Consider the following 24,378-nt stretch of genomic DNA (forward strand, 5'->3'; position numbering starts at 1 on the left):
AGGATGCTCCACACCGGATTGCAAACCGTGCTGCGCATGATCTATCCGCCGCGCTGCTTGGCCTGCGGTGGTTTGGTCGAACAGGAGAACGGCCTGTGCGCCACCTGTTTCGCTCAGACCCCGTTCATTACCGGGCTTGTATGCGACCTCTGCGGTGTGCCGCTGCCGGGAGCGTCCGATGACGCGGCGCATTGCGATGATTGCCTGGCCATCGGGCGGCCTTGGGTGCAGGGCCGTGCGCCCCTGCGGTACGAAGGTGTTGCGCGACGGCTTGTGCTTGGGCTGAAACACGGGGATCGACACGATGTGGTTGGAACGGCGGCCGACTGGATGGTCCAGGCGCTGCCGAAGCGCGTCCCGGACGATGCCTTGGTCGTGCCTGTACCGCTTCACGTGACGCGGTTGCTGCGGCGGCGCTACAATCAATCCGCTCTGCTCGCCCAGGCGATCGCGTCTCGAACCGGTCGGGCCTTCTGTCCGAATGCATTGCGGCGCACCAAGAGAACCCTGTCCCTCGACGGGAAATCCCGTGATGCGCGGTTTGCGGAACTGTCCGATGCCATTTCAGTAAACCACCGGTTCGAGCAAGCTGTCCTCGACAGGCCCATTCTGTTGGTGGATGACGTCATGACCTCTGGCGCGACACTGGCAGCCTGCGCCCAAGCCTGCCACATCGCACAGAGCCGCGAGATTTATGTCACGGTTCTGGCGCGCGTTGCAAAGGCTGCTTAAATCCCCGACAATCCATCAAGGGGAAATGCCATGAAAACCATTGAAATCTACACCTCGCCGCTCTGCGGTTTCTGCCATGCGGCGAAACGTTTGCTGACCCAGAAGGGCGCAAGCTTTACCGAGATCGACGTTCTCGCCAATCCGGACCGCAAGCCCGAGATGATCCAGCGTGCCAATGGCGGCCGGACCGTGCCGCAGATCTTCATCGGGGACACGCATGTCGGCGGCTGTGACGAGCTTTATGCCCTGGATCGCGCGGGCAAGCTCGATCCCTTGCTGGCAGCCTGACGACGATGCGGGCGGGCTTGTTGCAACTGACCTCGTCGGACGATCCACACGCCAATCTGGCGACCGTGATCGACATGATGCGAAACGCGGCGGTGGACGGGGCCGAGTTCATCCTGACGCCCGAGGTCACGAACTGTGTCAGCAACAGCCGCTCGCACCAGCGCAGTGTTTTGAAGCATCAGACCGAGGATCCCACGCTGGCCGGATTGCGCGAAGAGGCGGCACGGTTGGGGGTCTGGCTTTTGATCGGTTCCCTCGCGCTGAAGGCCGATCCGCCAGAGGAGCGTTTTCTCAATCGGTCTTTCCTGATTACTCCCGATGGAGAGATCGCGGCGCAGTATGACAAGCTGCATATGTTCGACGTTCAGGTGACCGAGACCGAGACGTTTCGAGAATCCGAGGGCTTTGCGCCCGGCAACCGTGCGGTCGTTACCGATACGCCATTCGGTAGGGTGGGCATGACGGTTTGTTACGATGTCCGCTTCCCGTATCTGCACCGCGCCTTGGCCAAAGCCGGGGCGGAGATCCTGGTTGTTCCGGCAGCGTTTTCGCCCGCGACCGGACCGATGCATTGGGAACCGCTCTTGCGGGCGCGCGCGATCGAGACGGGCTGTTTCGTGCTGGCCCCCGCGCAAACCGGGAAGCACAAGATCAGCCAAGGCAAACCGCGCACAACGCATGGGCATTCGCTTGCCGTTTCGCCCTGGGGTGAGGTGCTTCTTGACGCCGGTGATCAGCCGGGGGAGTATCTTGTTGACCTGAACATGGGCGACGTGGCAAAAGCCCGGCATAAAATTCCGTCTTTACAGCACGATAGAGAATTCTCTGGCCCCGGATGACCGATAGCAGCCCCCTTGCCATTTCGCTTTTCAGTGAATTGCTGACTGCGGATCAGCTGCTTCGGAACCGGCTGACGCGGGTGCTGCCGAACAAGATGGAAATCTCGCATTTCTCGGTGCTCAATCAATTGGCGCGGGGCGGGTCGGAGAAAACCCCGGCGCAACTGGCCAAGACGTTTCACGTCACGCGGGGGGCCATGACCAATACCTTGGGCAAGCTCGAGGCGGCGGGTTATGTGCACATCCGCCCCGATTGGGACGACGCGCGGCGCAAACAGGTGTCGATCAGTCCTGCTGGGTTGTCGGCGCGCGATGCGGCAATTGCGGCGATCACGCCGTTGATTAACGAGATGGTCCAGGAGCTTGGCGATGCCAAGGTGCGGGCCGCGATCCCGGTTCTGCGAGAATTGCGGGTCAAGCTGGAAGAGCCCGACGGAAAAGCCCAGCGGCCCGTTTAGGGTTTCAGCGACGTTGCGACGTAGTTCACGCTCAGGTCGCGGTCGGATAGGCTCCACTTCCATGACACCGGGTTGAAGACGAACCCCTTGCGATCGACGGGGTTCAGCCCCGCTTTTCGAAGCAGGTCGTAAAGCTCGTCGGGGGTGACGAACTTGGCCCAGTCATGTGTGCCCTTCGGCAACCAGCGCATCACATATTCCGCGCCCACGATGGCGGCAGCGAAACTTTTTGCGGTGCGGTTGATCGTCGAAGCGAGGTGAATGCCGCGCGGTTTCAGCAAATCCGCGCAGGCGGTCAGAAAGGCGAGCGGATCGGCTACGTGTTCCACCACCTCCATCGTCAGCACCGCGTCGAAGGTTTCGCCGCCGGTAGCCACCGCTTCGGCTGTTGTGTGGCGATAGTCGATCTCGAGGCCCGACTGCCGCGCATGCGCCTGTGCCACGGGGATATTGGCGCCACCCGCGTCGATGCCGACAACGGTTGCGCCAAGGCGGGCCATGGGTTCGCACAGCAAACCGCCACCGCATCCGATGTCGAGAATCCGCAACCCGGCGAAGGGAGAGGGTTTATCCAGATCGCGATCGAACTCCGCCGCGATCTGGGCGGTGATATAATCCAACCGCACCGGGTTCATCATATGCAGGGGCTTGAACTTGCCATTGGGGTCCCACCATTCGGCGGCCATCGCTTCGAACTTGGCGATTTCGGACGGATCGACGGTTGTCGTTGCAGTCACCGGACATTTCCCCATGGTCTTTTGGTATTTGGTGCCAATATAGATTGAGTATGGATAAATTCCCGAGCCAAAAGCGCGCAGTGCAGTACCTTTATCCCCCCATCGACCCCTTCGATCAGCGTATGCTGTCAGTGGGAGATGGGCACACTGTCTATGTGGAGCAATGCGGCGCGGAAAACGGGATTCCGGTGATCGTTCTGCATGGTGGGCCGGGGGGTGGATGCAGCCCGTCGATGCGGCGCTATTTCGATCCCAAGGTGTTTCGCGTCGTTCTGTTCGACCAGCGCGGCTGTGGCCGGTCGCGACCTCATGCAAGTGTGAGCAACAACACCACATGGGATCTCGTGGCGGATATCGAGCTGATCCGTGAGACGCTGGGCATCGACGAATTCATCGTGTTCGGCGGAAGCTGGGGGGCGACGCTTGCCTTGATCTACGGCATCAGCCACCCGGATCGCGTGCGCCATCTTGTTCTGCGCGGTGTGTTCACCATGACGCGGGCCGAGCTGGATTGGTTTTACGGTGGCGGGGCGGGGCAGTTCTGGCCGGAAACCTGGGCGCGCTTTGTCGATATGATCCCCGAGGATGAACGCGACGATCTGATCGGCGCGTATCATCGACGGCTGTTCTCTGGCGATCTGCGCACCGAAACGCGGTTCGCACGGGCGTGGTCGGCGTGGGAGAATGCTCTGGCGTCGGTATACTCAAGCGGGTCGGGTGGAGAGTCTCCGGGCGATTACGCGCGTGCTTTCGCGCGGCTTGAGAACCATTATTTCATCAACGACGGTTTCCTCGAGGAGGACGGCTGGATCCTCAAGAACATGGATCGGCTGTCCGGCATTCCCGGAGCGATCGTTCAGGGCCGATATGACATGATCTGCCCGCCGGTGCGGGCGTGGGAATTGGCCCGCGTCTGGCCGGACTGCGACCTTCGCATGGTGCGCAATGCCGGACATGCGTTGTCCGAGCCCGGAATCAGTGCAGAGTTGGTTCGTATAATGGACGAAATTTCAACAAGTTAGAAACCGGGCTGTATTAGATGTTTACACCTTGCGAGCGCTTGGTAACGTATGCAGGTCTTGGAAACTCAGGTTAAGCCAAACCCTTGCAATCTGTCATTCGCATCATTCTTCAACGGCTTGCGCTCGGGTTGCTGACCCTCTTCGTGGTTTCCATCGTCATTTTTACTGCCGTGAACATGCTTCCCGGTGACTTTGCGGAGGCCATTCTTGGCCAAGGCGCCACGCCCGAAGCGGTCGCGTCGATCCGCCGGGATCTGGGTCTCGATCAGCCGCCGATCACGCGCTACTTCCAGTGGCTTGGCGGCGCGCTTCAGGGCGATCTTGGCAATTCCTTCGCACAGGCGAATTTCGCGAGCTTTGCCGGTGCCGACACCGGCGTGAGCACAACGGTCGCGCAGCAGATCGCGCCCCGGTTCGAGAACACGATGTTTCTGGCGGCGGTGACAGCATTCATCGCGGTTCCGGTGTCCCTGACGCTTGGCATTCTCGCCGCGTTGTTTCGCAATTCGGTGTTCGACCGCGCGACCAATGTCACGACGCTGACGTCGATTTCGTCACCGGAATTCTTCTTGGCCTATGTGCTGATCCTGTTTCTGGCGGTTCTGAACCCTGTCCTTCCGTCGCTGTCCAACATCTTCGACGGCATGTCTTTCGGCGAGCGATTGGAGAAGACGCTCCTGCCTGCGCTGACGCTGACGCTGGTCGTCACCGCCCACATGATGCGCATGACGCGCGCGGCGATCATCAACCTGCTCGCCTCTCCCTATATCGAGATGGCGCGGCTCAAGGGGATGTCGCCGATGCGGGTGATCGTGAAACACGCGCTGCCCAATGCGCTGGCCCCGATCATCAACGTGATCGCGCTCAACCTTGCCTATCTCATCACCGGGGTTGTGGTTGTCGAAGTGGTGTTCGTCTATCCCGGCATCGGGCAGTTGTTCGTTGATAGCGTGAAGATCCGGGATATCCCAGTGGTTCAGGCGTGCTGCCTGATCTTCGCGGCGGCGTATATCCTGCTCAACCTGCTCGCCGACATTCTGTCCATCCTGTCCAACCCGCGTCTGAGGCATCCGAAATGAGCACGCTTCTGACATTGGCCTTATTGCTGGTCGGCATCGCAGCGAGCGGTTGGGTGCTCCGGTTCGCGGGGCAGAAGGCAACGGGCAACGCGCCGACCTTCCGCGACATGCCCTTTGCCGTGGCGTTCGGTTATGTGCTGGGTGCCTGTCTGCTGCTGTTTTCGGTCTGGTATTTCTTTCAGCCCACGGTGACAGAAGCCGGCGTTCCCAATGCGGGTGTCGTCTTTTTCCGCTGGGCCGTGCAGTTCTTCATCATCGCGACCATCGCCGCGTATCTCTTCCGCGTGTTGGGGCGGTCGGTCGGCACAGCGTGGAGCAAGAAGCTGTTTCGGCAGATGCCTCTGACGGCGAGCTTCGGTGTGCTCGTCGTCATTCTATACGCCTTCACCGCGATATTTGCAGGATGGCTCGCGCCGCACGGCCAGGAAGAGATCTTTACAAGGGTCAACGTCTTGCCCGGCGGGAACGCCGCCACGGGGGGCGATCCGTTGCATCCCTTGGGAACGGATCAGATCGGGCGCGACCTTCTCAGCCGTCTGATTTACGGCGCGCAGAATACGGTCGGTATCGCCTTTGTCACAGCCTGTCTGGCCTTCTTTCTGGGCGGCTCGCTTGGCTTTCTGGCGGCGACCTTGCAAGGCTGGCTGGATCAGGTGCTGAGCCGCGCGGTGGATGTGCTCATGGCGATCCCGTCGCTGATCTTTGCGTTGCTGCTGATGACCATTGCCAGCGCCTGGGCCGGGTCGGAGCGATGGCTGCTGACGGTCTACATGATCATCATCATCGCTGTGATCGACAGCACGCGCGTCTTCCGACTTGCCCGCGCGGTTGGTCTCAACATCGTCGTGATGGACTATATCGAAGCGGCCAAGCTGCGGGGCGAGGGGCTGTCTTACCTGATCTTCAAGGAAATCCTGCCCAATGCAACGGCACCGCTGCTGGCCGAATTCGGACTGCGGTTCTGTTTCGTGTTTCTGACGATTGCGTCGCTGTCATTTCTGGGCGTCGGTATCCAGCCGCCCCTCGCTGACTGGGGCACGATGGTGCGCGACTCGGCGCAGTTCATCAACTTCGCGGCCTTCTCGCCGCTCACCGCCGCGTTGCCGCTTCTGGCGGCGGGGGCGATTGCCTTGCTGACGGTGGGGGTCAACTTCGTGGTCGACTGGATGCTGCACAGAAGTTCGGGGTTGAAGGAATGAGCCGCCTTGTCGAGATTCGCGATCTCTGGATCGAAGGGCGCAGCGATGAAACCTGGTCGCCGATCATCAACGGTGTGAGCCTGTCGCTCGACCAAGGTGAGGTGCTTGGCCTTATCGGGGAATCGGGTGCTGGGAAATCGACCCTCGGTCTGGCCGCCATGGGGTTTACCCGCGATGGCGTGCGCATTTCCAAGGGGGCGGTAGAGTTTGACGGGATCGACCTGATCAGTGCGTCCGCTGCGAAAAAACGGGAGCTGCTGGGCAAACGGATCGCCTACGTCGCGCAGTCGGCGGCGGCGAGCTTCAACCCGGCGCACAAGCTTATTGACCAACATACCGAAGGTCCGGTTCAGCATGGGGTCATGTCCCGCGCAGAATCCGTGGAAGACGCCATCGAGCTTTATCGCCGGTTGCGCCTGCCGAACCCCGAAGAGATCGGTTTCCGTTATCCGCATCAGGTCTCGGGCGGGCAGCTTCAGCGCGCGATGACGGCGATGGCGATGTCCTGCCGTCCCGACCTGATTATCTTTGACGAGCCGACCACCGCGCTCGATGTGACCACGCAGATCGAAGTGCTGGCCTCGATCCGGGATATCGTCGATCAGTTCAACACCGCCGCGATCTACATCACGCATGATCTTGCCGTCGTGGCGCAGATGGCGGACAAGATCAAAGTTCTCTTGAAGGGCGACGAGGTGGAAGAGGCCGACACGCGAACCATGCTGTCGCAGCCGAAAGAGGACTACACCAAAAGCCTTTGGGCGGTCCGCGCATTCGAGCGACCACAAAAACCCGCAGTCCACACGAGCGCAACGCCGGTGGTGTCAGTTCAGAACGTGTCGGCAGCCTATGGCAAGATCCCGGTCCTGCATGACGTGAGCTTCGACATCCACGAGGGCCGGACCGTGGCAGTCGTGGGTGAGTCGGGTTCCGGTAAATCGACGACCGCGCGGTGTATCACGGGGCTGTTGCCACCGACGCAGGGTGTGATCCAGTTCGACGGTCAATCCCTGCCCGCGAGTTACAAGCAACGCAACAAGGACCAGTTGCGGCAGGCGCAGATGATCTACCAGATGGCAGATACGGCGCTGAACCCGCGCAAGACAATTGGCGAGATCATCGGTCGTCCGGTGCAGTTCTACATGGGATTGACCGGCAAGCAGAAACGCCGTCGCGTGGAAGAGCTTTTGGAAGAAATCGAACTGCCCGCTGCGGAATATCTCAACCGCCTGCCCAGCGAGCTTTCGGGAGGTCAGAAGCAGCGCATCGGCATCGCCCGCGCGTTGGCGGCGGAACCGAAATTCATCATTTGCGACGAGGTGACAAGCGCGCTGGATCAGCTTGTCGCGGAAGGTATCCTGAAACTGTTGGCACGGCTTCAGGATGATCTCAAACTCAGTTATATGTTCATCACCCACGATCTTGCGACGGTGAAAGCCATCGCCGACGAGGTGGTCGTGATGAAGGAAGGGGAAGTGGTGGAGCAGGGCCCCAAACGCGAGATGTTCATCCCGCCGCACCATCCCTACACCGACCTTTTGCTGAGCTCCGTGCCCGAAATGGACCCGGACTGGCTTACCAATCTGCTCGACGAACGCGGAGTTGATAACATCGGCGACGCCGCAGTTGATAAGATGTCATGAGAATCGGTCCATGAAGGGCTGTCCGGCGGCAAAGGACCGCCTCAAAATCACAGGGAGACGATGATGACTCGTATTTCAAGACGTGGACTACTCAAGACCGGCGCTGCCGCCGGTGTGCTTGCGGCAAGTGGCCTGCCACTGCGCGCGCAACAACGGGGCGGCACGCTGCGCCTTGGTCTGGCCGGGGCGAACACCTCGGATAGCTGGGACAGCCGGACCCATTCCGACAGTTTCATGATCATGGCCGGTCACGGGGCGGTGTTCGACTGTCTGACCCAAGTTGCCGCAAGTGGCGAGTTGGTCGGCGAACTGGCGGAAAGCTGGGAAGCGTCGGCAGACGCCGTGACCTGGACATTCAAACTCCGCCCCGGCGTGACCTTCCACAACGGCAAGCCGTTCGGTGCGGACGATGTTCTGGAATCGCTGAACATGCATACGGCAGAAGGCGCGAAATCGGCGGCCAAGCCGATCGTCGAAAACATCGCCGAGATGACCAAGGTCAGCGACAGCGAGGTGCAATTCACGCTGAAAGCCGGTAACGCGGACTTCCCGTTCCTGTTGTCCGACTATCACCTGTGCATGTTCCCCGCAGGCCAGATCGAAGAGGCCATTGCGCAAGGCATCGGCACGGGCCTTTACAAGGTCGAAAGCTTCGACCCAGGCGTGCGTGTGCTGCTGAGCCGTGTCGACAGCCACTACAAGGACGGTGAAGCAGGCTGGTTCGACAGCGTTGAAATGATCGCGATCAACGACGCGTCGGCCCGGATGAACGCGCTGATGACCGGTCAGGTTGACGCGGTGAACCGGGTCGATTTCAAGACCGAGCCGCTCATGCGCGCAAATCCAATGATCAACATCTTCGAAGTGACCGGAAACCAGCACTTCACCTTCCCGATGCTGACCAATGTCGATCCCTTCACCGACCTCAAGGTGCGTCAGGCGCTCAAGCACGCGGTCAACCGTCAGGAACTGGTGGACAAGATCCTGCTTGGCCACGGTGCGGTCGCCAACGACAACCCGATCGGGCCCGCGAACCAGTATTTCGCCGACGATCTGGAAATGAACGACTACGATCCCGACAAGGCGGCATCGCTTCTTCGCGAAGCAGGTCTCGACGGTCTGTCCATCGACCTGTCCGCAGCCAATGCGGCCTTCCCGGGCGCGGTCGATGCGGCGCAGCTTTATCAGGCGTCGGCCAAGGCGGCGGGCATCAATATCAACGTGGTTCAGGAACCCGATGACGGCTACTGGTCGAACGTTTGGCTGAAAAAGCCGTGGTGCGCCTGCTACTGGTCGGGCCGTGCAACCGAGGACTGGATGTTCTCGACCGCGTACGAAGCCGGTGTGCCGTGGAACGACACGGGCTGGGAAAATGCCCGGTTCCAAGAACTGTTGCTGACCGCGCGCGCCGAGCTCGACAGCGACAAGCGCCGCGAACAGTACCGCGAGATGCAGATGCTGGTTTCCAAGGAAGGTGGCACTGTCATCCCGATGTACGCGAACTTCGTCGATGCGCATTCGACCAAGCTCACCAATTCGGGCACCATCGGTAACGTTTTCCAGATGGACAGCTCGCGCTTGATCGAACGCTGGTGGTTCGCGTAATCGAGCGATCTCTTGAAACGGAACGCCCCGCCGCTTGGCGGGGCGTTTTGCGTTCAGGTGAGCGGAAATTTTACAGGTGCGTGTCGTAATCCGACACCAAGAGGTGCAGCGGCGCTTCGTCCTCTTCGACGTTCGAAAAGCGGCCGATCGGTTGTTCGAAGATATTGTCGGTCAGGTCGTCATTCACCGTCGAAACCTCTCCGATCAGAACATCCCCGCCTTCGCCCCAGAATGCGTGCCAGTTGTTCGGGAAAAGCGTCACTGACTCGCCGGGATCAAGCTTGAGATGGCCTCCGGCGGGCAGGCGGCGCATCATCCCGTCGACCATGACAGATACATCGGCGCTGCGGTCGATCGCGCCGCCTGCGTCGGCCATGAACAGTTCGAGCACGAGCGTTCCCCCGCCGCGATTGATGATGTCTTCGACCTTGAGGTCATGCCGGTGCATCGGGCTAAGCTGCCGGTCTCGGGAAATCATGATCTTCTCGGCGTAGAGCATCGCGGATGTCTTTCCCAAATCGTGGCTCAATCCGTTGCGCGTCGTAAACAGAAACAAGCCCAGATCGTCAAAGTTTCCCTGGCCATAATCGGTGATGTCCCAACCCATGCGCCGCGCTTTAATCTCGGCGTGGTCACTGGTCTTCAGCTCGTCTGGTGACAGATAGGCGAAGGGCGGCAGGGCATAGCCGAATGACCGGATGAACGCCTCGCTTTCGTGCAGGATATCGTTGATGCGGGACCGTTTCATGTGCACCTCACGGGTATGTTGGCGCTAACGTACCCAATACGTGCTGCCAGTGGAAGCGACGGGAGCCTCCGGCGGGAGTTTTTCTGGCAAGATGAAGATCAGAGCACGTACCGGCTCAGGTCGGCCGAGCGGGTCAGTTCGCCCAAGTGCTTTTCGACAAAGGCGGCATCCACGGTCACTTCTTCGCCGGGCTTGTCCGGTGCGTCGAAGCTGAGGTCTTCGAACACCCGTTCCATCACCGTGTAGAGGCGACGTGCGCCGATGTTTTCCACCGACTGGTTCACGTCCGCTGCGATTTTGGCCAAAGCGGCGATCCCCTCATCGGTGAAGGTGACGGTCACTTCTTCGGTCGCCATGAGCGCCGTGTATTGGAGCGTCAGCGCGTTGTCGGTTTCGGTCAGGATGCGCACGAAATCCTCTTCGGTCAGCGCGCGCAGGTTCACGCGGATCGGCAGACGCCCCTGAAGCTCGGGGAGCAGATCTGAGGGCTTCGCGATGTGAAACGCGCCGGAGGCGATGAAGAGGATGTGGTCGGTCTTGACCGGGCCGTGTTTGGTGCTGACGGTCGTGCCTTCGATCAACGGCAGCAGATCTCGCTGCACGCCTTCGCGGCTGACATCGCCGCCGCGTGTTTCCTGCCGGGCGGCGACCTTGTCTATCTCATCGAGAAAGACGATGCCGTTCTGCTCGACCGCTTCAAGGGCAAGTTCCTTGACCTGCTCATCGTCCAGCAGCTTGTCCGCTTCTTCCGCGATGAGGGTTTCGTAGCTTTCGGCCACGGTCATCCGCTTGCGCACTGTACGACCCGAGAAGGCTTTGCCGAAGAGATCGCCCAGATTCATCATGCCGCCACCGCCCATGTTGGGCTGGCCGGGAATGTCCATTGTCGGGAAGGGGCTGGACGTGTCGAGCAGCTCAAGCTCGATCACGGTGTCATCCAGCAATCCATCCTTGAGCTTCTTGCGAAACATCTCGCGCGTGCCCTCGCGGGCGCCTTCCCCGGCAATCGCTTCGATCACGCGCTCCTCGGCGGCTTCGTGCGCGCGGGCTTTCACATCTTCGCGCATCTGGTCACGGGTCATCGCGATGGCCGCATCCACCAGATCGCGGATGATCTGTTCCACATCCCGGCCGACATAGCCGACTTCGGTGAACTTGGTCGCTTCGACCTTGATGAACGGTGCCTTGGCCAGCTTCGCCAGACGGCGGCTGATTTCGGTCTTGCCGACGCCGGTTGGCCCGATCATCAGGATATTCTTCGGATACACCTCTTCGCGCAGGTCGTCGGAAAGCTGCTTGCGCCGCCAGCGGTTGCGCAGGGCGACGGCCACGGCACGTTTGGCATCCTTCTGGCCGATGATGAACCGGTCCAGTTCGCTGACGATTTCGCGGGGGGTGAGGTCGGTCATTCTTGTATTCCTTTCGGCGACAGGAGACACATCCACGATCAGGCGCTGATCGTCTCGACCGTGAGGTTGCCGTTTGTGTAGACGCAGATATCCGCTGCGATGGCCATTGCTTCGCGGGCAATCTGTTCGGCGTCCTTGTCGGTGTCCATAAGCGCGCGACCGGCGGCGAGGGCGTAGTTGCCGCCCGATCCGATGGCGGTGACATCGTGCTCGGGTTCGAGCACGTCGCCCGCGCCGGTGATGACGTACAGGTCCTTGCCGTCCGACACGATCAGCATCGCTTCGAGCTTTTGCAGGTACTTGTCGGTGCGCCAATCCTTCGCCAATTCGACGCTGGCCCGCTGCAATTGTCCGGGTGTGGCTTCTAGCTTGGTTTCCAGACGCTCCAGCAGCGTAAACGCGTCCGCCGTCGATCCGGCGAACCCCGCGACCACATCGTACCCGCCGGGTGAAATGCGACGCACCTTACGCGCGGTGCCCTTGATCACGGTTTGTCCGAGGCTGACCTGTCCGTCGCCTGCGATCACAACCTTGCCGCCCTTGCGGACGCCGATGATCGTCGTGCCATGCCAGCCGGGGAAGTCGTTGTCAGCCATGAGAGGTCCTTTTCGCGTTTCTGTCGATATGGGCCGAACGACCAAGTCGCACAAGCCCTGCAACGCAAAACGCCCGGCACAGCTGGCCGGGCGTTCGCCTGAAAAACAATGAAATCAGATGCTTTCGTCGATCCAACCCTTGAGCGCGGCCTTTGGCGCAGCGCCGGTTTTGTTCGACACGACCTGACCATCCTTGAAGATGAAAAGTGACGGGATACCGCGCACACCCATGGCAGCGGCGGTGTTCGGATTGCTGTCCACATCGACCTTGGCGATCTTGACGGCATCGCCATATTCAGCGGCCAGCTCTTCCAAGGCGGGGCCGATCTGTTTGCACGGGCCACACCATTCGGCCCAGAAGTCTACGACAACGGGAACGCTGGAATTCTTGACTTCGGCATCGAAGGTTTCATCGGTGACGGCGACGGTGGACATCAGGTCTCTCCTTGCGGCTCATGCGCGGGTTTCTGTCGGATCATGAGACTATGTACCCTCAGCAGGGGCGTCAAGGTGGTGTGCTCTTGCGAGCGCGTGTGTCGTGATCGGCTCCGGCAATGGCATGTAAGTGGCCGTGCGGGTCCACAGAAGGCCGCATTCGATCGCTCTGTCGGGGTAAATCGCAGCGAGCATTGCGCGATACGCGCCCATCTGCCGCAACAGCCCCTCGGGCACTTGTTCCGCTGTCTCCGGGACGGTTCGGTTCGTCTTGAAATCAAAGGCGATTATCCTGGTTTCGGTGACCAGAAGGCGGTCGATGATCCCGTGAAAGATCATGCCGGGGAACGCGTCGAGAGAGGCCGTTACGGGCACCTCGGCCAGCGCCGTTGGTGCGAAAAAAGGAGAAAGGTCGGGTGCGTCCAAAATGGCGATGGCTTCCTGAACGAGGTCCTCTGACATTGGATGGTCCGACAAAAGCCTGGACGCGATCGCGTGTCGTTCGGCCGGAGGCACGTCCGGCAGCACCTCGAGAAGCAGGTGGATCAGCGTGCCGCGCTCCTTGGCGATATCGCTGAGGTCCCCGTCTGCTCCGGCAAGCGCCTTGGCGCCTCCCAGATCGGAGGGGCTCAGCGTGGTCTTTTCCGGGATCGAGAGGTCCGCGGGTTTCGTGAAGAGGTCCGGCAAGACGATCTCGGGCTCTTTCGTGATATCGACTTTGGCCGGGGCCGGCGCGGGCCAATCGAGGTGCTCGAGCCGTCGCCCATGATCCGGTCCGTCGTCGCCGAAGGCAAAGCGATGGGGATTGCCACCGCACGCATCTATAGTCGCCGCGACACGGTCATGCCAGCTTTGCGCAGTGTTGTCGGCTTTCCCTGCCGCCGCCACGACGAGCCATCGTTCCGCCCGTGTCAGAGCCACATAAAGCAGGCGGTCCTGTTCCTCTTCATCGGCCTCCCGCGCCTGATTAACGGCGGCCGCCTGAAGGGCAGCACGGGTTTTGTCCGCTCCGCGCCAGTGGATCGTACCATCGGCGGTCACGAAAGTGTCCCGGCTTGTCTGCGACTGTTTCTTGTGGGTGTCGGGAAGGATGACGATCGGCGCTTCCAGACCCTTGGCGCCGTGGATCGTCATGACCCTGATCCGTGCGCCAGCGGAGTCGACCGTACGCTTGATCTCGATGTCGTCGGTCTCCATCCAGTGCAGAAAGCCGGTCAGGCTCGGGATGTCCGTCTGCTCGTAGGCCAGAGCCTGGTTCAGCAGCGCGTCGATCCCATCCTCCGCTTCTTCCCCGAGGCGCCCAATCAGCTTTTGCCGTCCCTGATGACGGATCAGGATCCGCTCCAGAAGGTCATAGGGCCGCAGGAAATCAAGGTTCGCGCGCAGATCGTCCAGCACGGCGAGAACGGCTGGGAAATCGTCTTTCCGCCTTCGTAATTCTTCCCAAAGATGCGGTGATTTTCGGCGATGTGCCAGATCGAAAATGGCCTGTTCATCCAGCCCGAACAGGGGCGACCGCAGGGCGGAGGCCAAAGAGAGACTGTCCTCCGGCGTGGCCAGAAACGCGAGGAGCGCGCGCAGGTCCTGAACCGCAAGTTCGGCCATGACCTTGAGCTTGTCGGCGCCTGCGATCGGCAATCCCAGCTTTTTGCAGGACTTCAGGATCTCGTGGAACAGAGCTCCGCGACTGCGCACAAGGATCAGGAAATCGCCTGCATGTACGGGCCGCGTCTCAAGACTTCCATCCGACGCATGCCCGGTTGGCAAGGCCGTGCCGTCTTTCAGCGTCTGGTCGATGAATCGCGCGATTCGCTGGGCGAGGATGACATTGTGGTGAGTCGGGCTGACACGATCCACCGGAGTGTCCCAGGGCATGTCCTCTGCGCCGTCGTCGGCGGGCTCGATCAGCGGCCAGAGATCGACCCGGCCGGGGAGGCTTTCGTGAAAGGAAATGTGAGTCTGATCCGGCAGAAACCCGGCTTTGTCTCTGCCTTTGAACACCTCGTCCACCAATCGCAGGATCGGCACCGAGGACCGGAACGAATAGCTGAGCTGACCATCCTGAAGCGGTGCATCGGTTGATTGCATCTGGTCCCGAAAGGACGCGCGCATCGTGTCGAATTCGCGCGGATCGGCGCCCTGGAAGGAATAGATCGACTGTTTCTTGTCGCCGACAACAAAGATCGTGCGCCGCACATCGCTTCTGGCACCTTCGCCAGAGGTGAACTCGCGTGCCAGCTGGTTGATCACGTCCCATTGCGCGGGGCTCGTGTCCTGCGCTTCGTCCACAAGGATATGATCGATGCCGCCGTCGAGGCGATACAACACCCATTCCGCTTGCCGCTTGTTGGTCAGAAGCCCGCGCGTGCGGGTGATCAGGTCATCGAAATCGAGCCAGCCGCGGGCCTGTTTTTTGTCCTCGTACCGGGTCAAAAAGGTGCCAGCGAAGCGGTGGAGGATGGTGTCTTTGTCAACCGCGTCCAGGGCCAGCCGTTTCTCGCGCGCTGCTTCGACCCTGTCGTAGAGGTCTTCGAGCCTGTTTACGCTGCCGGCCAGCGATCCGGAGCGAAGTTTCGCCGTGGGGGGGAGCGTTTTGCGACGGTCGCCCTTCTGGGTGAAGACGAGGTTCTCGAGGACAAGCAGCGCATCGAGGTCTTCCGACCGGGCCGCCTGAATGGCATCGGCGAGATCGTTGTCGGTTTTTCCGCCTGTGCGCAGATCAGGCACTATTCCGGCCAAAAACGGTATGTCGCCCGTCGCAAAGACCGTCGCGAGTACCATCGACAACGTGTCCTGCGGCGCGAGCCCGTAGCGCTTCGCCAATTCATCGCGCGTCAGGGGAGGCGTGAACCCGTCGCGTTGGTTGACCACGGCGCTGGCCAGTTCGTGCAACGGGTTGTTCGACGCGACACGCGCAATATCGGCAATCAGTTCCGCGTCCGGTCCGCCCGCCATTTCGTCCAGAACCTGCTCGCGCAGCAATTGCGCCGTTCGGTCATCGATCTCCTGGAATTGCGGACTGACTCCGGCTTCGAGAGGGAAGCGGCGCAGGATCGACGCGCAGAAGGCGTGGATGGTCTGAATCCGCAGGCCCCCGGGGGTTTCGATGGCACGCGCGAACAGGGTGCGCGCGCGGGCGAGGAAATCTGGGGTCAGCAGCGCCGGGTCCTCGCCCAATTCGGACAGCTGCGCCGTAAGATCGGAATCCGCCAGCATCGCCCATTCGCCAAGGCGCTTGAACAACCTGTTCTGCATCTCGCTTGCGGCCGCATTGGTGAAGGTCAGGCACAGGATGTGTTCGGGTCGTGCATCCCCTAACAAAAGCCGCGCCACGCGGTCGGTCAGAACGCGGGTTTTCCCTGATCCGGCATTGGCCCCCAACCAGGTGGAGGCTGACGGATCAGCGGCTCGCACCTGCGCTTCGGTTGCGTCGTTTCGGATCATGTCAGGTGTACCTTGACCGCCGGGTCCGACGCGTTCCATTCGCCATAACGCGAAAGTTGGTCGAAATCCGATCCGAACGCGTCTTTGTGCATCCGGTTGCGCGCCGTGTATCCCGTGTTCGGGTCGCGATAGGCGTCTATCAGCTTGCGCAGCATTGCGAGCGTCTTTTCCGGTGGCGCCTCATCCAAGGGCGCGGGAACTTCGTTGCCGGTGCCGCCAAGGGAAATGTATCGCGCCTCTGCGACGCTTCTTGGGGTCAGGTCCGCAAAGCCGCCCTCGGCAACGATGGCGGCCGTGACGAGCAACTGGACGTCGAACAAGAGTTGGCGATCCCGCGTCGGCGCGGTTCCGGTTTTGTAATCATAGATCAACGCCTCGCCCCGATCGTTCAGGTCGATCCGGTCGGCCTTAGCGGTGACACGGAACGGCGGATCACCGAGGGCAATGGCGCCGGTTCGCTCGAACTGCACGGGCCAGGACTTGCTCCGTCGCGCCCGTTCGTTCTCTACAAACCAGCGCGCGATCTTCTCGATGCGGACACGCCACTGGATGCGGTCGGTGGGCCATGGTACCTTTGCGTCCAACAGGTTCCGCGCAACCGACAGCAGGTAATCTTCGGTCACGAGATCTGTATCTTTGGGCGAGTCAGAGACGAATTTCTCGAAAATCTCGTGGATGACCGTCCCCCTGTGCATCGCGCTTGGCGCGTGCTGAATCGGGTTCAAGGGGCGCAGGCGCAGCACCTTCGATGCGTAGATCGCGAAAGGATCCCGAATGAGCCTTTCGATATTGGTCACGGACAGTTCCGTAGGCCGCGCAATCACCGGCGGCGCGGGAGAGGGCCGTGGAGAAAGTGGTGCGGGGAGTGGTGTGTCGAGGCGTTTCCCAAGATCGAGCCAGCGCTGACCGCGTGCCTCCATCGCCTTTATTGCGTCGGGGCCCCCGGTGTCGCGCAGACCCTGCAAAAGGTTCGTCAGCCGGTTGAGCCAGCGCGACGGCACGGTTTCCGCATCTTCAGAGCGCTCCGCCCGCGTCAGCCAGACCTCCTTGGCTCCGATGGCCTGCTGAAAATCATGCGCCGCCAGGCCAATGCGCCTTTCCGGCAGCAGAAGACCGGCCTGCTGTCGCATCCGGCGATTGAGCCACGGATCCGGCGGTGGCGCATCCGGCCAGGAGTGTTCGTTCAGCCCGCCGAGGATCACCAGATCGGCCCCCATTACACGTGCTTCGATCGTCCCCCAAATGAGGATATGCGGATGCGGCGCGTCCCGGTCACGGACTTCTTCGGCGCGAAGGATGCCGTCGACCAGATCAGCGTAGTCCCGCGCGGTCATGGGCCCGCTGTGCGCCGCGTTCTCGAGCAGGTCGTCGCACGCCTTGCGACAGGTCTCTCCGGCCTTCTTGGCCCAGAGTTCGGATGCATCGTCACTCGTCGATCCGGCGCAGACGGCTTCGGTTGTCGCCAGATGCGCTCGCACCAGTTCTGTCAGCGGCAGCGACGCCGTATGCGCCGGGCGCAGCAGCCAACGGTCGATCCAGGCCAGCCAATTTTCCGCCTCGCCCGCCTTTTTCCACGATTGGAGCTGTGTGAGATCGGGATAGGGCACGCCCTCGTTCCGCATGAACAGCTCCAACTCGGACGTCCACAGCCGGTGCTGCCCGCGATCCGCGCCGATGTGGCAGAGGGGATGCTTGAGGATGGTCAAGAGCGCGTCAGCCGTTGGACCTTGCACCGTCATCTGGGCGATATGGCGCAGCAATCGACCGGGTGCCGAAAGCTGTGCGGGGGTGCCCGCGCTGTCATCGGGAAGGATGTTCCAGCGATCCAGAAGGGCCGTGACCCGGCGGGTGAGCATCCGATCCGGGGTGATCAATGCGGCGGTGATGCCGTCTTCGGCCGCCTGCCGCAACCGCATGGCAATCGCACGCGCCTCATCCCGTGGAGAGGCCGCTTTGACCAATGTCAGAGACTGAATTGCCTCTTCCAGAGGTGGGAGGTTTGGCCCATCGGACAGCCATTGATCGGTCACAGGGGCTGGGCGCATGGCCAGTGACACCAGCGCATTTCGGGCGGGGTTCTGCGGAGGCGTTGCCGTCCATGTCTTCACGTCGCCCCGGTCGCGCCGAACGTGGTCCAGCAGACGGGCGAACCGGAATTGCGGGTGGTCCTCGCCCTGCATCGCTTCGGTGTTGCGGACATCGTCCTGCAACATATCCCAGACCGCGCGCGGCATGTCGAAATCAAATCCCGGCAGGATCACAGCACCTTGCGGCAATTTCAGAACAGCCGTCATCAGCGCAAACGCAGACCCCCGCGACCCCGTCGATCCAGCGACGATGATCGGATGGTCGGGTGGTGCGTCACGCCATCGGTCCAGACGGTGTGCAAGAACCATCCGGTTGAGCGCCGCGGCGTCTGGAGCCTCTGATGTTGGGTCGAAATACGGGGTCACGATATTCAGAAATCGTTGCGCGCGTTCCCAGTGACCGGACTGATCCGTCACGTCCAGCGCCGCGATGTCGTCCGGTGTGACACCCTCGGCCTGCATTTCGTCCAACAACGCGCCAAGGCTCTGAGCAAGGTCATAGACGGCCGAGCGCGGGGCGAGCTTTGGGTCGGTATCGATCAGACGGCGCACGAGTTCCGACAATTCCAGCTGCCTGCGCAGCGCGGGAACCGGCTTGGGAAGCCGCGCCTTGTCGATCGGGTCCGCCAGATCGGTGATCAATCGGATTCGGGGCAGGAAGCCCGCGCCAAGAGTGTCGAAGACCGCCTCTACCCTCCGCTGCATCCGGCGTGTGTTCAGGATCAAGTCTACGCGTGCCATCGCCTCGGGCGGCTCATCCTTGAGACGGGCCTTCAGACCCAGCACAAGCTCGCGGGCGAAATCTGCGCCCGGAGGGAGAGCGAAGAGCCGTGATGTTTCGCTTGGATCAAACATCAGTGTACCCAAGCATGTCTTCGGCCAGAGTGATCCCGCCAGGGTGCCCGACATCGCACCATTCGCCCGGATAGCGGATCGCCCGAAGCGTGCCATCCGCTTCCAACTGATCCCACACAGACTTCAGGGAAAAGACGTTTTCGGCAACGTTAGAGACGATATCGGCCCGGATCATGTGAACGCCGGAATAGATTGTTTCCGTACCCCATGTCGCGCGCCCATTGGTGTCGATATCAATGTCGCCTGTCCCGACATGCCCAATCGCCTGCGCTTTGGGAACGCAAAGAAGAAGCGCCGTCAGGTCGTCTGTCCACGTCTCTTTGAGCATCAAAAGCGGATTGGGCCCGTCCCACACCGCGTCCGTGTTCATGGTGAACACGACTTCCGTTCCCAACACCGGTAAAGCAGCTTTCAGCCCGCCACCCGTGTCGAGGATGTCGGGCATTTCGACCTGGACGTGGACCGGCGCGTCCGAGAAATACTCGACGATCTGTTCGGCCTTGTAATGCGCGTTCACCACGACTTGGTCGGGCTTCATCTCGTCCACGAAATCCATGGCGTGCGCGATCAGGGGTCTGCCAGCGACAGGGATCAACGGTTTGGGACGGTCCTTCGTCAGCGGCCCCATGCGTGTTCCGAAACCGGCGGCGAACAACATGACGGCATCCGGCATCACGCCACCCCCGACGTTAAGCGATCTTCGGTCGGTTCTGGAAAGAGGTCGCTCACCAGTGTCTGCAACGGCTGTGCGACAGGGGCGGACAGGCTGGTTCTGATATGCGCCCAGACACGCGGAACCAACGCCATGTAGCCCGGCTTGCCGCGGTCTTTTGCCAAGCGCGCGAAGATCCCAAGGATGCGCAGGTTGCGTTGCAGGCCAAGCAGGTGGAACGCCGTCACGACCTCGGTTTCCGTGCGGCCCGAGGTTTCGATGTAGTAGCGGAGGGTTGAGTTCACGCATGCCTCGGACACGTCGCGGCGTGCGTCCTGGAGCATGGACACCAGATCGTAAACCGGTGGGCCGGCGAGCGCATCCTGGAAATCGAGAAGACCGACACGGCGTACCCCATCGCGGTCCGGAAGCCAGATCATGTTTTCCGCATGAAAATCCCGCAGAACGAGAACCGTTTCCTTCGGGAGATGCCGCTCCAAAAGTTCGGTCAACCGCAGCGTGATCTCTTCGGCGCGATCATCTGGCGCGACGCCCAGCATCGAGAGATAATGCGTAAAGGCCGGTTCGATCATCTCGCCAAGAAGCTGAGGGGTCGCCGTGACCAATCCGGAAGGGACAGGTTGGGACTCAAGATGGTACAACAGGTCGGTCGCCGCTTCATAGAGCGGGATTTCCTTGTCAGGTGCGTCAGCGATCACGCGCGCGAATTGCGCATCGCCAAAATCCTCGAGCAGCATGAAATCGTCGGATTGTGCAAAGACCTCGGGGGCGGACAGACCGACTGACCTAAGATGCTCCGCAAGGGCGGCAAAACGTGGGATATCACCCCGCGGATCAATCATCAGAATGGCGCGTTTCAGGCCTGAACAGAGCCTGATATAGCGTCGCGCAGAGGCATCCCCCGCCAAAGGGAATTGCTCGGCCTCGTCCCAGCCGTTGATTTGCAGGAAATGGTCGATCTTCATGAAAGCGCCTCTTGCAAGCGGTCATTCCACGAAGGATCGGTCCAAGTCAAAGTGATCTCGCGTGTATCATTGTGGTGCGGGTCGTCGAACCGAAGCGACAGTGCGGTGTCAGGCGTCAGATTGCCCAGCCGCTCGGGCCATTCGATCAGGCATATTGCGCTTTGGAACGCGTCCAGAAGGCCAAGTTCGATGATCTGATCCGGGTCGGGCAGCCGATAGAGGTCGGCATGCCATAACTCGCAATCCGGAAGGTCGTAGGTTTGGACAAGCGTGAAGGTGGGCGACGGCACGTCTTCGGGTTCGGCCAGCCGCGACAGGATCAAGGCGCGGGCGAAATGGCTTTTCCCTGCCCCGATCTGTCCCTCGAGCAGCACGCAATCCCCGGGTTGCAACCCAGCACCCAATTTCGTGGCGAGCCTTGCGGTTTCATCCGGAGAACGAGAGGTGAAGGCCGCACTGCTTTGGGTCATGCGGGCATGTTTACCCGCCTGCTGGCGGGTCGCAAGATTGGAACGTCACGCTGGCAGGGAAACCATGTGCAACCTGTCCGTTTCGCTAGTTTCGTCCCGACGTTTCTCGGCATGGCAAAACCGCACGAGTGTCGATCCGAAACAGATCGGATCGACCCGGCAGATGACCTCGCGCCCGTCTTTCGAACGAAGCTCGCTGTCCCAACTGGCGCGTTCGGAGGTGCTGATGACGAAATCACGGAGTTCCGGCCAGACCGGGCTCGGGTGAAAGGCCGCTTTCCATTCCTGCGTTGCGTCGACGATTGTGGAGTCCGCGATGCAGGTATCGGGATCGACCTTCCACATTTGCTTGTACGCTTCGTTGCAGGCCGTGAGGACGCCTTGTTGATTGAAGACGGCAACGGCGTCTTCAAGGACGTCGAGAAGCGATTGCATGGTTTCGAGTTCTGTCCGAAACCCTCGGGTCAGAGACACTTCGGCGGTGATATCGTTGAACAGGAACGCGATCGCCCCGTCCGGATAGGGGCGGCCCGTGACGTCCAAGGTTTGCCCCCCGGCGAGGTTCCAGGTCTCCCGAAACCGGTCATCACTCGCCGCCGCCACCAGCTTCGCCATCCGTTCGCGCCAATCATCGTAGCATTTCGGCTCTGGCATGACCTGTTTCTCGCGGAGCTTGTCGAAGAATTCGAAAAGAGCGGGACGGCTGCTTAGAAACTCGACCGACACGGCGCTGAGATCGATAAGCGCGGGATTGAAAAGCGCAAGACGTCGGTCGCGGTCGAAAATGGCCAGACCAGTCGTGAGATTGGCGAATGTCTTTGACAACGTCTGAACGAAATTGCGCTGGGCCTCTTCGGCGCGCACCACGGCGTCGATCCCGGTGGCAAAGTACAGGGTTCCGGTTTCAATTTCCTTTTTCGTCACTTCGAGCCAGCGTTTCTGCGTGTGACCGAGATCTGGGGCATCCAGCTTCAACCGTCGTGAGCGCAAGACATCCGAACGCGACAACAGGTCGGAAATGTGATCGGCGAAAGCCCGTGGCCCGCCATGCGCATCAGCATACCGCGCAAAGGCGTCGTTGCCCCAAATGAAGTCGCCGTCAGAGCTCAGGCTCCAGATCGGTTCGGGAGCGTGGATCAGAGCAGGTCGCAGTCGGGTGAGAGTGATCTCGTTCTGGCGCGCTTGAAACCAATCGGTGTTTTGATCGCCCGAGGGCGAAAGCGTGACGCGGCATCGTCTGCCCGTTTGTTCAACGTTCAATTCGATGCCAGCGTCTGTGCGTATAGCGGCCAGATCAGTTATGTTTTCGGGAAGAGCGGGAATGAACGGCAGCAATGCCAGCCTGACGTCGGACCATTCCGCAGACCCGGCGTGATCCGTTAAAAGCGGCCAGATCGCATCGTCCGCGTCGATCAGGCGATCCTCCTCGAAAATCATGCAAAGGTCGGTATCCGTAGTTTTGACCGGCTCTGGATCGGTGCGCCGGACCAAAAGGACGATGGCGGCGATGGTGACGCCGGCACAACCCACCCCAATCAGAATTGATATCAGAAAAAGCGAATCCATCGGACCATCCGGCAACCTCGACCCGTCCATTGGACGCAGAGATGATTAACGGATGGTTAAGGTTACCGCGCCAGACCGCTCAGACCTCGAAGGAGGGGTTCTCCCCGATGCCTTCGCCCTTCGGCAGACTCGGGGGAACGATGGCCTCTCGCGGCCACACGACTTCGACAACGGCTCCGCGTCGCTTCGACGACCCGTTCACCCGATCCGCGCCGTTGGCAAAGCTGAGCTCGGCGCCGGACCGTTGGAGAAGCGTTTTGGCGATGAAGAGACCAAGGCCCATGCCTTCGTACTCCGGACGGGTCGTGCGGTCCCGGTCCGAACGACGGTTTCTCACGAAGGGATCGCCGATGCGGCCCAGCATGTTGGTGGGGTAACCGGGTCCGTCATCCATGATCCGAATGGACACGGTGTTCTCGGTCCAGCGCGCCTCGACCCAGACGGTCGAGCGCGCGAAATCGACGGCATTTTGGATGAGGTTGCGCAGTCCGTGGATGATCTCGGGCCGACGAAAGGCGAGCGGCGGGTCGAAGCTTTCGTCGTTGTCGCTATCGCTCTGCGCGTCGATCAGCACATCTTTTCCCCGATTCAAATGCGGCTCGGCGGCTTCGCGGATCACTTCGACCAAGGGCGCGGATCGGATGTGCAGGTCTTCCTTCCCGGCACGTCCCATCGACTGGAGAATGTCGCGGCAACGATCCGCCTGTTCGCGGATCAGGCGGGCATCGTCCTGAAGGTCGGGTCGATCCTCGAGATCCTCCATCAGTTCGGCGCTTGTCAGCTTGATCGTGGCGAGCGGTGTTCCCAATTCATGCGCCGCAGCGGCCACGACGCCCCCAAGGTTGTTGAGCATCTGCGTCCGGCTGAGTGCCATCTGCGTGGCCACGACGGCGTCGTTCATCGAATTCATCTCGTCCGTGATCTGTCGCGCGTAGAGTGACAAAAACACGATCGCAATGGTGATCGCCGTCCATTGTCCGAACACGAAGACATCGGCGATACGCATGATGAATCCCTGCTCGGTCCGCAATGGCAGATGGAAGAAGACCATCAAGGTCACAAGAACCAGCGCCGTCGCGCCGATGATGATCGTTGATCGCAGGCTCATGATCGTCGCGGATACGAAAACCGGTCCGAGGATCAGAATGGTGAATGGATTGTGCAGCCCACCGGTGAGGTAGATCAGGAAACACAGTTGAAGCAGGTCGAACAGCACCATGAGGAAGTTCTCGGCTTCGTTCAGGCGCTTGTTTTCGGGGAAGACGAAGATGGCGATGAGGTTGCCGACGATCGACACACCGATCGCGAGGTAGCACAGCCCAAGCTCGAGCTGGAGATTGTACAGGCGTTGCGCCAGCGTGATCGCAGTCAGCTGCCCGACAATAGCGAACCACCGAAGCCAGATCATCGTGCGGAGACGGATGAAGCTTCCCCGTTGTCTTTCCTGAAACAGTCCGAACTCGGCTTGCGTCATCTGCGCCCTTTCGTCACTTGCGTCGGATTTCAAAATCCTTACCTCGGCTGTAGC

The 24,378-nt window shown here is 60.9% G+C and carries 21 protein-coding genes; 9 read left to right on the forward strand and 12 right to left on the reverse strand.

Features of this window, described 5'->3' with window-relative positions; genetic code table 11:
- The first annotated feature begins 3 nt into the window (after window positions 1-3).
- The 4 genes from Q1B16_RS08945 to Q1B16_RS08960 are packed head-to-tail and all read left to right on the forward strand — an operon-like array spanning window position 4 to window position 2,317.
- Complete coding sequence (locus tag Q1B16_RS08945; protein ID WP_299786763.1) at window positions 4-732, forward strand: ComF family protein; 729 nt, start codon at window positions 4-6, stop codon at window positions 730-732.
- Window positions 733-762: 30 nt separating this feature from the next.
- Window positions 763-1,020 (forward strand): glutaredoxin 3, encoded by a 258-nt coding sequence (gene grxC / locus Q1B16_RS08950; protein WP_299786766.1) that lies wholly within the window; start codon window positions 763-765, stop codon window positions 1,018-1,020.
- A 5-nt stretch (window positions 1,021-1,025) separates the two neighbouring features.
- On the forward strand, window positions 1,026-1,859 hold the full coding sequence (locus Q1B16_RS08955) for a carbon-nitrogen hydrolase family protein (protein WP_299786769.1): 834 nt from the start codon (window positions 1,026-1,028) through the stop codon (window positions 1,857-1,859).
- Window positions 1,856-2,317, forward strand: a complete 462-nt coding sequence (locus tag Q1B16_RS08960) for a MarR family transcriptional regulator (RefSeq protein WP_299786771.1) — start codon at window positions 1,856-1,858, stop codon at window positions 2,315-2,317. The genes Q1B16_RS08955 and Q1B16_RS08960 overlap by 4 nt, the downstream gene beginning before the upstream one ends.
- On the opposite strand, the gene ubiG is transcribed toward Q1B16_RS08960, so the two are convergent.
- Complete coding sequence (gene ubiG / locus Q1B16_RS08965) at window positions 2,314-3,069, reverse strand: bifunctional 2-polyprenyl-6-hydroxyphenol methylase/3-demethylubiquinol 3-O-methyltransferase UbiG (RefSeq protein ID WP_299786774.1); 756 nt, start codon at window positions 3,067-3,069, stop codon at window positions 2,314-2,316. The genes Q1B16_RS08960 and ubiG overlap by 4 nt on opposite strands.
- Before the next feature lie 35 nt (window positions 3,070-3,104).
- On the opposite strand from ubiG, the gene pip reads away from it, so the two are divergent.
- The 5 genes from pip to Q1B16_RS08990 all read left to right on the forward strand — a co-directional run bounded on the left by pip (window position 3,105) and on the right by Q1B16_RS08990 (window position 9,602).
- Window positions 3,105-4,076: a prolyl aminopeptidase gene (gene pip, locus Q1B16_RS08970; protein ID WP_299786777.1), complete on the forward strand. Its 972-nt coding sequence runs from the start codon at window positions 3,105-3,107 to the stop codon at window positions 4,074-4,076.
- A gap of 83 nt (window positions 4,077-4,159) precedes the next feature.
- Window positions 4,160-5,155: an ABC transporter permease gene (locus Q1B16_RS08975; protein WP_299786780.1), complete on the forward strand. Its 996-nt coding sequence runs from the start codon at window positions 4,160-4,162 to the stop codon at window positions 5,153-5,155.
- Window positions 5,152-6,354, forward strand: coding sequence for an ABC transporter permease (locus Q1B16_RS08980; RefSeq protein WP_299786783.1), 1,203 nt, complete (start codon window positions 5,152-5,154; stop codon window positions 6,352-6,354). Before Q1B16_RS08975 ends, Q1B16_RS08980 begins: the two co-directional genes overlap by 4 nt.
- Complete coding sequence (locus Q1B16_RS08985; protein ID WP_299786786.1) at window positions 6,351-7,997, forward strand: ABC transporter ATP-binding protein; 1,647 nt, start codon at window positions 6,351-6,353, stop codon at window positions 7,995-7,997. The genes Q1B16_RS08980 and Q1B16_RS08985 overlap by 4 nt, the downstream gene beginning before the upstream one ends.
- 63 nt (window positions 7,998-8,060) lie before the next feature.
- The gene (locus tag Q1B16_RS08990) at window positions 8,061-9,602 is read left to right on the forward strand and encodes an ABC transporter substrate-binding protein (RefSeq protein ID WP_299786789.1); all 1,542 of its coding nucleotides are present in this window, start codon (window positions 8,061-8,063) and stop codon (window positions 9,600-9,602) included.
- 70 nt (window positions 9,603-9,672) lie between these two features.
- On the opposite strand, the gene Q1B16_RS08995 is transcribed toward Q1B16_RS08990, so the two are convergent.
- From Q1B16_RS08995 to regB, 11 genes are all read right to left on the reverse strand, one after another.
- Window positions 9,673-10,350, reverse strand: coding sequence for a D-lyxose/D-mannose family sugar isomerase (locus Q1B16_RS08995; protein WP_299786792.1), 678 nt, complete (start codon window positions 10,348-10,350; stop codon window positions 9,673-9,675).
- Window positions 10,351-10,448: 98 nt separating this feature from the next.
- Window positions 10,449-11,759, reverse strand: a complete 1,311-nt coding sequence (gene hslU, locus Q1B16_RS09000; RefSeq protein WP_299786795.1) for an ATP-dependent protease ATPase subunit HslU — start codon at window positions 11,757-11,759, stop codon at window positions 10,449-10,451.
- A gap of 38 nt (window positions 11,760-11,797) precedes the next feature.
- The gene (gene hslV / locus Q1B16_RS09005) at window positions 11,798-12,355 is read right to left on the reverse strand and encodes an ATP-dependent protease subunit HslV (protein ID WP_299786798.1); all 558 of its coding nucleotides are present in this window, start codon (window positions 12,353-12,355) and stop codon (window positions 11,798-11,800) included.
- Between the two features lie 114 nt (window positions 12,356-12,469).
- A complete protein-coding gene (gene trxA, locus Q1B16_RS09010) occupies window positions 12,470-12,790 on the reverse strand; it encodes a thioredoxin (RefSeq protein WP_299786801.1) in 321 nt (106 codons plus the stop codon).
- Window positions 12,791-12,838: 48 nt separating this feature from the next.
- A complete protein-coding gene (addA, locus tag Q1B16_RS09015; RefSeq protein ID WP_299786804.1) occupies window positions 12,839-16,234 on the reverse strand; it encodes a double-strand break repair helicase AddA in 3,396 nt (1,131 codons plus the stop codon).
- A complete protein-coding gene (gene addB, locus Q1B16_RS09020; protein ID WP_299786807.1) occupies window positions 16,231-19,176 on the reverse strand; it encodes a double-strand break repair protein AddB in 2,946 nt (981 codons plus the stop codon). Before addB ends, addA begins: the two co-directional genes overlap by 4 nt.
- Window positions 19,169-19,849 (reverse strand): nucleotidyltransferase family protein, encoded by a 681-nt coding sequence (locus Q1B16_RS09025; RefSeq protein WP_299786810.1) that lies wholly within the window; start codon window positions 19,847-19,849, stop codon window positions 19,169-19,171. The genes addB and Q1B16_RS09025 overlap by 8 nt, the downstream gene beginning before the upstream one ends.
- Window positions 19,849-20,814: a phosphotransferase gene (locus Q1B16_RS09030; RefSeq protein ID WP_299786813.1), complete on the reverse strand. Its 966-nt coding sequence runs from the start codon at window positions 20,812-20,814 to the stop codon at window positions 19,849-19,851. Before Q1B16_RS09030 ends, Q1B16_RS09025 begins: the two co-directional genes overlap by 1 nt.
- The gene (tsaE, locus tag Q1B16_RS09035; RefSeq protein WP_299786816.1) at window positions 20,811-21,284 is read right to left on the reverse strand and encodes a tRNA (adenosine(37)-N6)-threonylcarbamoyltransferase complex ATPase subunit type 1 TsaE; all 474 of its coding nucleotides are present in this window, start codon (window positions 21,282-21,284) and stop codon (window positions 20,811-20,813) included. The genes Q1B16_RS09030 and tsaE overlap by 4 nt, the downstream gene beginning before the upstream one ends.
- Window positions 21,285-21,329: 45 nt before the next feature.
- Window positions 21,330-22,850 carry a PAS-domain containing protein gene (locus tag Q1B16_RS09040; RefSeq protein WP_299786819.1) on the reverse strand — a complete coding sequence of 507 codons (1,521 nt, stop codon included), beginning with the start codon at window positions 22,848-22,850 and terminating at the stop codon, window positions 21,330-21,332.
- A gap of 79 nt (window positions 22,851-22,929) precedes the next feature.
- Entirely contained in the window at window positions 22,930-24,324 is a 1,395-nt protein-coding gene (regB, locus tag Q1B16_RS09045; RefSeq protein WP_299786822.1) for a sensor histidine kinase RegB, read from the reverse strand.
- Window positions 24,325-24,378: the final 54 nt, after the last annotated feature.

The organism is uncultured Marivita sp., assembly GCF_947488135.1.
GTDB lineage: Bacteria > Pseudomonadota > Alphaproteobacteria > Rhodobacterales > Rhodobacteraceae > Marivita.